10 protein-coding genes are annotated in these 10586 nt (G+C 41.0%); 4 read left to right on the forward strand and 6 right to left on the reverse strand.

Going from position 1 to position 10586, the window contains the following annotated elements; translation table 11 throughout:
• The first annotated feature begins 40 nt into the window (after nt 1–40).
• The 3 genes from AX762_RS02345 (at nt 41) to AX762_RS02355 (ending at nt 4030) form a co-directional block, all read left to right on the forward strand.
• Nucleotides 41–694 (forward strand): metal-dependent transcriptional regulator, encoded by a 654-nt coding sequence (locus AX762_RS02345; RefSeq protein ID WP_071847558.1) that lies wholly within the window; start codon nt 41–43, stop codon nt 692–694.
• A gap of 405 nt (nt 695–1099) precedes the next feature.
• Nucleotides 1100–3085, forward strand: a complete 1986-nt coding sequence (pulA, locus tag AX762_RS02350) for a type I pullulanase (protein WP_071847559.1) — start codon at nt 1100–1102, stop codon at nt 3083–3085.
• Between the two features lie 39 nt (nt 3086–3124).
• Entirely contained in the window at nt 3125–4030 is a 906-nt protein-coding gene (locus AX762_RS02355; RefSeq protein WP_071847560.1) for a LysR family transcriptional regulator, read from the forward strand.
• Nucleotides 4031–4269: 239 nt separating this feature from the next.
• On the opposite strand, the gene AX762_RS02360 is transcribed toward AX762_RS02355, so the two are convergent.
• The 6 genes from AX762_RS02360 to AX762_RS02385 all read right to left on the reverse strand — a co-directional run bounded on the left by AX762_RS02360 (nt 4270) and on the right by AX762_RS02385 (nt 9750).
• Nucleotides 4270–5565: a GntP family permease gene (locus tag AX762_RS02360; RefSeq protein ID WP_071847561.1), complete on the reverse strand. Its 1296-nt coding sequence runs from the start codon at nt 5563–5565 to the stop codon at nt 4270–4272.
• 145 nt (nt 5566–5710) lie between these two features.
• Complete coding sequence (locus tag AX762_RS02365) at nt 5711–6487, reverse strand: 3-hydroxybutyrate dehydrogenase (protein WP_071847562.1); 777 nt, start codon at nt 6485–6487, stop codon at nt 5711–5713.
• 28 nt (nt 6488–6515) lie between these two features.
• The gene (locus AX762_RS02370; RefSeq protein ID WP_071847563.1) at nt 6516–7175 is read right to left on the reverse strand and encodes a 3-oxoacid CoA-transferase subunit B; all 660 of its coding nucleotides are present in this window, start codon (nt 7173–7175) and stop codon (nt 6516–6518) included.
• On the reverse strand, nt 7168–7830 hold the full coding sequence (locus AX762_RS02375) for a CoA transferase subunit A (RefSeq protein WP_071847564.1): 663 nt from the start codon (nt 7828–7830) through the stop codon (nt 7168–7170). The genes AX762_RS02370 and AX762_RS02375 overlap by 8 nt, the downstream gene beginning before the upstream one ends.
• 10 nt (nt 7831–7840) lie before the next feature.
• On the reverse strand, nt 7841–9019 hold the full coding sequence (locus AX762_RS02380) for an acetyl-CoA C-acetyltransferase (RefSeq protein ID WP_071847565.1): 1179 nt from the start codon (nt 9017–9019) through the stop codon (nt 7841–7843).
• Nucleotides 9020–9243: 224 nt separating this feature from the next.
• Complete coding sequence (locus AX762_RS02385; RefSeq protein ID WP_071847566.1) at nt 9244–9750, reverse strand: cupin domain-containing protein; 507 nt, start codon at nt 9748–9750, stop codon at nt 9244–9246.
• Between the two features lie 168 nt (nt 9751–9918).
• On the opposite strand from AX762_RS02385, the gene AX762_RS02390 reads away from it, so the two are divergent.
• Nucleotides 9919–10422, forward strand: a complete 504-nt coding sequence (locus AX762_RS02390; protein WP_071847567.1) for a hypothetical protein — start codon at nt 9919–9921, stop codon at nt 10420–10422.
• Nucleotides 10423–10586 lie beyond the last annotated feature (164 nt).

Genomic DNA, 10586 nt, shown 5'->3' on the forward strand with positions numbered 1-10586 from the left:
GGTAAAACTTAACTATAAAGATAAAAAAGGACGGACATACATGACACCCAATAAAGAAAATTTTATTAAAGCGATTTATGAACTTGGCGGGGACGAAACGGTTATCTCTAATAAAGATCTGGTTCATGCTCTATCTATATCCGCGGCTTCAGTAACCGAAATGAACGCGCGGTTGTTGAGAGAAAAACTGATCAGTCACATCCCTTATCAAGGCGTTAAACTCACGCCCTCTGGCAAACGCGTTGCCCATCAGCTGATTCGTAAGCATCGCATTTGGGAAGTTTTTTTAGCTGAAAAGCTCGGTTACGATTGGGATGAAGTACATGCAGATGCCGATTTACTTGAACATGCCTCTTCCGACTTATTGATTGAACGGCTAAATGTATTTTTAGGTGAACCCAAGTTTGATCCACACGGCGGAGTGATCCCTAATAAAGACGGTTCAATTCCTGAGACCATTAAATATCCGCTTATCGATGTCAACGTAGGCGAGCAATTCAAAATTAAAGAAGTTGATGACCAGGAAGATTTTTTGAATTATTTACTCGAAAAAGATATTCAGTTGGGAAATAGCTATCATTTGATCAACATCGAACCCTTTGAAGGGCCTTTGACTTTAGAGTCACCCGAAGGCAGTCAAATAGTTATTGGACATAAAGCAGCCCTGAAAATTTTTGTTGACTACACTCTTTAATAAGTGCCTAACTCACTCAGTGAACGTCGCGGTCAAAAGCACCCTAATAAACCAATAAAACGAAAAACAATTTGTACGGTTCTTTACAACTGTCATCTTCACAACCTTTGTTCCTGATAATATCATTTCTTATCTTATCCAGTTAGTTTATCCTATATATCCATAAAAAAGGTGTTTCCCTCATTTTTTGGAAAACCTCAGTCTGTCGTTTTATATCGCCTCGGATGGAAACCTTTTACTGGAAATCGTCTTAACGCTTCAAATCAACCAAAACAGCTGTCTGTCGGCTTACAGTCGTTAAAGAACTCCCTTAACGACTGTCAGTCAAACGGGTAGCTCTTTTTTTTCTTGAAACACATTGACCATGGTATAATGTACTTACAGATTCATGAAAGGAATATAACAATGACTCCTCACTATCCTATCGAAGAACGTATCCCTTATTTAGAAGATCATGCTTACACTGAAACTGATTTAGGACTTACTTACACAAAAGAAACCTCTTTCTTTAAAGTGTGGTCTCCTTTGGCTCAGCATGTTTATTTGAATGTCTATGAAAAAGCTGACTCAACCACTCCCCTTTATAAACGTAAAATGCAGCTGGAAAACAATTGCTGGTTTTTTAATTTTAATGAAGATTTAAACGGGTATTTTTACACGTATAGTTTTATTCATAATGAAAATGAAGTTGAATCTGCAGATGTCTATTCAAAAGCGGTCGGCTTGAACGGTAACCGGTCTGCAATCATCGATCTCGGAGAAACCAATCCCGACAACTGGACAAACGATTCATATAAAGGTGTCTCTGCGATTACTGAGGCCATTATTTGGGAAGTACACACGGAGGATTTCTCTAGCGATGAACAGGCTGACTTTTCAACCGACAGCCGCGGGAAATATCTGGCCTTTACTGAAGAAAACGTTACGGTGGGTTCCGATAAAAACCAATTAGCGGGGCTGTCTTATATAGAAGAGTTAGGCGTTAATTATATTCATCTGTTACCCGCTTTCGACTTTGAAAACGATGAGTATTCACCTGCTTACAACTGGGGGTATGACCCTAAGAACTTCATGGTACCTGAAGGGAAATACGCCTCTGACCCCAGCGATCCTAAAAAACGTATTCTTGAATTCAAAACAATGGTTGCGCACTTGCATCAGCATGACATCGGTGTGATCTTGGACGTTGTCTTCAACCATACCTTCTTCACAGAGAAATCCTGGTTTCAGCTGACCGTCCCTGATTATTTTTACCGTCAGGACCATTATGGCGAATTCACCAACGGATCAGGCTGCGGCAATGAAACAGCCAGTGAACGTAAAATGATGCGCAAGTATATTATCGATACCGTCCTCTACTGGGCAGAAGAGTATCATATTGATGGTTTTCGTTTTGATTTGATGGGTCTTCATGACGTCAACACGATGAACACCCTTCGTCAAACACTTGATGAAAAAGGCTTTTCGCACGTCTTGCTTTACGGCGAACCTTGGAATGCCGGGAGTGTCGCTATTTATGAACCGAACAAACCAGCCGATAAATTTCATGCCAATGATTTGGTTGACGGTATCGCTCTTTTTAATGATGACTTCAGAGATGCGATCAAGGGTCCTGTCTTTGATGAAAGAGCTGGCGGATTCTTACAAGGGGCAAACGGCTTTGATACAAGTTCTTATTCTACGAATGATCTGGTCGCAAGCATACTCGCCAATACACAGTCGGACGTTGGACGTTTTACGTTGCCTGACGAAAAACAGTGGGCCAGAAATCCTGCTCAGGTCATCACCTATGCTTCGGCGCATGACAATCTGACCCTCTATGATAAATTGGTCAAAACACTTCAGCATGAACCAGATTATCGCCGGGATGAAACAGCTATTCAGCTGAATAAACTCAGTGCCGCTTTGCTGTTCACTTCTTTGGGCGGTATGTTCTTGCAAGCTGGAGAAGAATGGGGCCGTACTAAGTCAGGCGATGAGAACAGTTTCAAATCATCGATTTCGATCAACCAGTTGAATTGGTCGCAAGCTTATGAAAACAAACACCTGCTCGAGTATTACAGAGGAATGATGGCGATCAGGAAAGCCTATGCACCGTTACGTGACGCAACCAACAAAACGGGCGCCGCTGTTACCTTTGCACAACTGAAAGAAAACCTGCTTGCTTATACCATACCCAATACGTTGAATGAAGAAGAATGGACAATGATGGCAGTCATTATCAATACCACCCCTCATTCAGAAGAAGTGGAATTAAAAAGCAGTTACCCTTTTCCTGATGAATGGACGATTCTAGCTAATCGACACTCAGCCGGATTAACCCCACTTGGCATCATCAAAGGACAACATATCATTATTAATCCGAGAGAAGTACTCATTTTAGTATCATGAGCTGTTCAAATAGCCGGTTAGCTTAAGAAAGGATCTTGCATGGATATCAAACAAATGCATTATTTCATCTCCATTGTTGAAAATGATTTCAATATATCTCAAGCGTCAAAAATTCTGCATATTTCTCAACCCGCTTTAAGTCAGACCATTGCGAATTTGGAAAAAAATGAAAACATCATTTTATTCGAACGCGCTCACGGAAGACTGCAAACATTAACGCCTGCAGGTGACGTCTTGTACCAACATGCCAAGGAAATCATTCAAAAGTATGATGACATGATCAAAGACCTTCAGGAAGAATCGACACAATTAAAAGGAACCATAAAAATAGGCATCCCTCCCGTCGTTATCTCGGTCGTATTTCCAGAAATTTTACCGACATTGATTTCCACTAATCCGGAGATTCGCTTTGAAATCAAGGAAGCAGGGGCTGTAGAATTGAAAAAAGATTTACTTTTACAGGAGCTCCCCATAGCAGTGCTCCTGCGCCCCACCGGTCTCGATTCCAGCACCGTTGAAGAAGTAGTCATAAGAAACGACACTCTGTCCGCCTTTATGAGCAGTCAGAATCCATTGGCTCAAAAAGATAACCTGCAGTGGACGGATCTGCATAACCAGCCCATGGCCATCTTTGACTCAAGCTACATGATCCATCATCAATTGTTAAATAAATTTTCGAGTCAGAACGTTAAACCACAACTGTATTTACAGTCTGCTTCTTGGGATCTGCTGCTCAACTCAACCCGTAATTCCAATTTATTTACGGTCTTACCCACACCGGTTGCACAATATTATTCATCACCTGATGTCATAAGGAAGGAATTTAAGCACCCCCTACGTTGGGAAGTTGTGTTATGTCGCAGAAAAAAAAAACGGTATTCGCGAATCGAGGATTATGTTTTTAATTACATGAAAGAATATTATCAATCACATAAAAAAGGATAGGACAAGCATCCTATCCTTTTGCTTTTTTGATTTTTATACTGCTTTATTCTAAATTATTGTGTTAATGTGACTTGCGTTCCCTTCGTCGGTTTTTCGGGTACCTGAAGGGCACGCGATCACTAACAAAAGATTGCAATCCTTATATCGAACATGATCCAAAACGAAAAAAAGAGTGATACTATGATTTCTCACAGCTCACTCTTTTTTTGTCTAATATCTTATAAAGAAGTAACTATTTTTTAGTATAAGCCCATTGAAGCTAAGATAATAGCGACAACAACAGAAAGAACCGGAATAACAATCGCTACGACAGCAATATCCACGTAACTATCTTTGTGTGATAACCCTGTAATTGTGAGTAAGGTTAATACTGCACCGTTATGTGGGAGAACATCCAGTCCACCAGATGAGATGGAAGCCACTCTATGGAATGCTTCAGGAGAAATACCTGATGTTTGTGACAGGTTATAATATTGTTCACCGAGTGCTTCTAATGCAATACCCATACCACCTGAAGCTGAACCTGTTGCACCAGCAAGCAAGTTGATTGCTACTGATAGCGAAACAAGTGGATTTCCTGGGATCGACATCAAAGCGGAAGTTAAAATGGCAAAGCCTGGAACAGCCTGTACCGTTGTACCAAAACCAACCGCCGCACTGGTATTTAAGATAGCCGTAACGGAACCTTTAGCTCCGACGTTAACTGAATTTGTCACACCGATGTGTCTGATTCTTGGTAAGCTTAAAAGCAGAATAAGTATAATACCTGCCAACAATGAGACCACAATGTTCCATTCCAATATATTTAACGTAATTAAAACGGATAGAAGTGGGATCAATGATAAAAATACGTTAGGTACTTCATCTGATACTTCAACAACCGTGTTGTCTTTTGGTTCGTCAAAAAGTTCACCTTTATTGATCAACTGATTCTGTCTCCACATCAAGTAGAAATAGCCACCGACTGCCATAACTAAAGCTGCGGCAATACCCATAATAGGTGCGGCAGTTGGCGTTGTGAAGAAATAAGGCATAGGAATCAAGTTTTGAATTTGAGGTGTACCTGGTAAAGCCGTCATTGTAAAGGTAAACGCACCTAAAGCAATGGTTGCTGGAATTAAACGTCTTGGTAGATTGGCCTGTCTAAATAAAGATAAGGCCAGTGGATAAACAGCAAATACCACAACGAATAAACTGATACCACCATACGTCAATACAGCAGCAGATATGAACACGCCTAAAATCGCTCTTTTTTCTCCTAATAATTTAGAAAGCGTTAAAGCGATCGAACGTGCCATACCTGTATCTTCCATCAATTTACCAAAGATGGAACTGAGCATGAATACCGGGAACCATGTCTGCAGGAACCCGACAAGTCCAGACATGTAAACACCTGTGTATGCATCTAGTAAATTAAGACCGCCTGTCCACGCAACGAACCCGGCAGCAACTGGGGCAACCCAAATAATTGAATAACCCATATAGGCTAGGCCCATCAATATAATTAACCCAATAATAATGCCTAATACTTCCATATTTCTCACTCCTCTTATCTAATCGAACTTTATTTTAATACTGCAGGCATTCCCTATAACTTTTGATTTTACAGTTATTAACAAGGAAACAGCGGTAGAAATAGACTTTATCTGTCCCTACCGTTTCCCTTACCTTATTTGAAATTTATTGAACAGTATAGCCGCCATCAAGCACTGATGCCTGACCAGTTATGCCTTTAGCTTCGTCACTTGCTAAGAATAAAGCTAAGTGCGCAATTTCAGATACATCAAGCAAACGTTTTTGAGGTACTAATGGATAAATAACATCTTCCAGTACACTTTCCAAAGGAACATTGCGAGTTTCAGCCAAGTCACTCAACTGTCCACGAACAAGTGGTGTGTCAACATAGCCCGGGCAGATAGCATTAACTGTGATACCATATTCAGCCGCTTCTAAAGCTGTTACTTTAGTCAAACCGATAAGGCCGTGTTTCGCACTGTTGTAAGCTGATTTTCCAGCAAATCCGATCAACCCGTTGATTGAAGCCATATTCAAGATGCGTCCGAATTTTTGTTTTTTCATGATTGGCATCGCATGTTTGATTGCCATGAAGGGTGCCGTCAGCATGACTTTGATCATGAATTCAAATTTATCTGTAGGGAAATCTTCAATTGGAGAAACGTGTTGTAACCCAGCGTTGTTAAGTAAAACATCTAAACGACCATATTTTTCGATCGTTTGGTCAAAGGCACTTTTGATGTCTTCTTCTTTCGTTACATCAACTTTGATGCCTATGCAGTCTTTACCCTGATCCTGTAATTCTTTTGTTACTTCATTCAGTTTTTCTTCATTGACGTCAGTGAAGACAACTTTGGCACCTTTTTCTAAAAATTCCAAACCGATTGCATGTCCAATTCCGCTTGCTGCACCTGTAATGAGGACAACTTTTCCTTCTACCATGTTTTATTCCTCCATTTATATTATTTTTTTATACTTCCATTTTTCTTAATTCTTTGTCTACATAAAGTTTTGCACCGGTGGCTTCCTGTACTTCTTCGACAGTAAATCCCGGATTGATTTCAGTTAAAAGTAATCCTTCATTCGTTACTTTGATTACACCCATTTCGGTAATGATACTGTCCACTGCCCCAAGAGCTGTGAGCGGCAAATTACATTCTCCCAAAATCTTATGTCTTCCTTTGGCAGTGTGTTCCATTGCGACAATTACTTTTTTAGCTCCACTAAGCAGATCCATTGCGCCGCCCATACCAGGAACCATTTTTCCAGGGATCATGTAGTTGGCGATGTTCCCTTTTTCATCCACTTGTAAAGCACCTAACACAGTTAAATCAACGTGTCCGCCACGAATGATTCCAAAAGAAGTAGATGAGTCAAAGAAAGCACCACCCGGTTTAATCGTAACAGGCATGCCACCTGCATTGACGATGTTGGGATCCAGCTCCTCTTCCGTCGGTGTTAAACCCAATCCGACAAACCCATTTTCAGACTGGAATATGACTTCTATACCCTCTGGGACATAATTCGCTACTTTCGTAGGCAAGCCAATACCCAGGTTGACAACCAAGCCGTGTTCCAGTTCTTTTGCTACACGTTTTGCAATAAACTCCTGCATTTCTAATTTATCCATTGATTGCACCTCCATCCACGACATGATTGACAAATACGCCAGGCGTATGCACAAAGTTCGGATCGATTTCACCGTTTTCAACCACTTCATCAGCTTCAACGATCGTCACATTTGCTGCTGCAGTCATGACATTATTGAAGTTGTTTGTTGATCCTTTGTACACCAGATTCCCGTTTCGGTCAGCTTTGGCTGCGTGAATGAGTGCGAAATCCGCTTTTAATGGTGTTTCAAGTAAATATTCTTCGCCATCAACGGTAATTCTCTGTTTACCCTCTTCAACTAGTGTTCCCAAGCCCGTCTTTGTTAAAATACCACCCAGACCGTATCCACCGGCGCGAATGCGTTCGACCAATGTGCCTTGAGGAACGAGTTCGACCTCTGTTTCCCCTTCGTTCATCTGACGGCCTGTTTCTTTATTTGTTCCAATATGAGAAGCATATAGTTTTTTCACTAATTTTCTAGAGATCAGTTTGCCTGATCCGGTTGTCACCAAGCCGGTATCTGTGCTGATCAAGATGATATCTTTGATTCCTTTTGCGATCAATGCATCCACTAATTTTTCTGGAGCACCGTTGGCCATAAAGCCACCGATCATAAGTGTATCGCCATCTCTGATGTCTTTGATTGCTTCGTTGATTCCTATTACCTTGTCCATCCTTATCCTCCTATCGTTCTACTGTAACGGCAATACCTTGACCGCCGCCAATACATAATGTGGCAAGACCTTTTTTAGAGTCTCTCTTCAGCATTTCGTGAATCAGTGTCACCAGGATACGCGCACCACTTGCTCCGATCGGATGGCCTAAGGCAATCGCTCCGCCGTTGACGTTGACGATGTCCGTATCTAAGTTCAAGTCTTTAACGACACTTAGTGACTGAGCCGCAAACGCTTCGTTCGCTTCGATCAAATCTAAATCTTCAACAGTTAAGTTCGCTTTTTTCAATACTTTTTGAGTAGCAGGAATCGGTCCACATCCCATAATTGTCGGGCTCACACCGGCACTTGCATACGCAGTCAAAGTCACAAGTGGTTTCATACCTAACTCTTCCGCTTTTTCTTTGCTCATCAAGATCAAAGCTGCTGCTCCATCATTGAGCCCTGAAGCATTTCCGGCTGTGACAGAACCGTCTTTTTTGAATGCCGGACGCATTTTTTCCAGCTTTTCATAGGTCATCCCAAATTTTGGATATTCATCGGTGTCAACGATGACAGGATCTCCACGACGCTGCGGCACTTCAACAGGAATGATTTCATCTTTGAATTTACCGGCTTTCATCGCTTCTTCTGCTCTGTTTTGACTGGTTAAAGAAAAGTCATCCTGCTCTTTTCGTGTAAACCCGTATTTATCATTGATGTTTTCAGCTGTGATACCCATGTGATAATCGTTAAAGGCATCTATTAAACCGTCCTTAAGCATTGTATCGACGACTTTCATGTCCCCCATGCGTTTGCCCCAGCGTGCATCTTTCATGACGTGAGCCGCATTGCTCATGCTTTCGGTTCCGCCTGCAATAATGACATCCGCATCGCCAACCATGATCGCTTGAGCTGCAAGAGCGACTGATTTAAGTCCTGACCCGCATAATTTATTTACAGCAAACGATGGCACTTCTTGTGGGATTCCAGAATAGATGGCAACTTGTCTTGCGACGTTCTGGCCTAACCCGGCACTTAAAACATTTCCGAAGATCAATTCGTCTACCTGGCTCGGATCAAGTTTCGCTCTCTCCATAACACCTTTTACAACGGCCACTCCTAAATCTACCGCGGAAACATCTTTCAATGCTCCTCCGTGAGATCCAATCGGTGTACGTGCTGCTTCGACAATGACAACTTCTCTCATGTTACGCCTCCTATAATATTTTATAATCTAATTAGCATTTATTAAAATAATTCATGTTATCTATAAACACGTTTGGTAATCGCTTACAAAACAATCATATAGGCTCTTCAAACAAAAGTCTAACTGTTTATTTTTATAATTAGTATAAGTTTTACTTATATGTAAACGGTTGATATTTTAGACAATAAAAGCGCTGGAATCAGGGCCCCAGCACTTTTTTTCAGTTATACTTGCCAGTGTTCATGTACAGGCCCTTCAAACTTCGTTACGGGATCGGTGGCCGGAACCAAGACATCGTAACTTTTTTGCTGAACTTCGTCATAATCGGGTGCCTCTCCGCGTTGCATGTCGGGGTCCATGCCATCAGGGTACGCCCCCACCACTTTGAAATCATCTGTGGAATCGATCAGTTTATGTGCCGTTCCTGCGGGTAAGAGTACGACATCTCCTTTATTGAAAGGATATTCATCTTTGCCTGGACCACCCAGTTGTACTGTCCCTCTCCCGGCAATACAACCCAATACTTCGTGGGTGTTCGAGTGGAAATGATGATGATCATGAATACCATTTACCCACCCATTACTGTAGCCATTGTCACTGAAGAAGGCTTTCACACTTTCAGCAGGATCTGACCGGTCAAACACTTCGTCTAAAGCATGAGGATAATAAAGCACCGGCAATGGATGGTTTGGGAAAGGTGGATTCTCTACTATTCTGTACGTTTTTACCATTAAAACTCCTCCTTAAAAACTATTATGCTAATAGTTTGTCACCGCTCTAATATAACTTCAACTCATAGCCCTTGATTTGAATAATCAAGTGATTTCAATTCATCAATTGACTAAATAAAGCACTTTCAGTATTCTTATAGTACAACGTTTTTTAAAAGGAGATTAACCATGGGACTATTTGATATTTTTAAAAGTAAAAAGAGCGATTCCGTTTCAAGAGATTCAAGCAAATCAGAAAGCAGTGACGAATATGCTGTCAAACACGAATTACAGATCACGGATAAAGATTTAAAGGCAGACGAAGAAACAGTCGACAAGATCGTAGAACAGATGGTAGAAGAAGACCCCTTCAAAAATTTCTATTCGGGTAAAACGAAGGATGATTTTACACCCCTATTAAAACAAGCTTTTAAGTATGAAACCATCACGACAGTCAATGTCGATTTTGTAAACAAAGCAAAAGGAAAGACATTGGTTAAAATCGAGAATATTACTTTAGGGTACCTGCCGGAAGAATTGGCCAAAACGGTTCAGTCTTATCAAGACAGCTACTTACTCACTGCTTTTGTTTACGTTACCGGCGGTCCATATATGATGTATGACCGCAAACAGGATGCAGTCATTGAAGATGAAGTTCCCTTTGGATTGAATATTTACGTTCAGTTCACCTGATATTTGACAGAAAAAAAGCACAGGTGTCTACATACTATGAACCCCTACCCAAAAACTAGACACTCAAAAAAAGAGTGTTTTAGTTTTTGGGTTATTTTTTTACGTTATTTTCGTTATACTTTTATAGAATAGTTTCTAAGTGGAGGTTTCTCAGATGAGCAAAA

The organism is Alkalibacterium sp. 20, from assembly GCF_001885615.1.
Taxonomy (GTDB): Bacteria; Bacillota; Bacilli; order Lactobacillales; family Carnobacteriaceae_A; genus Alkalibacterium.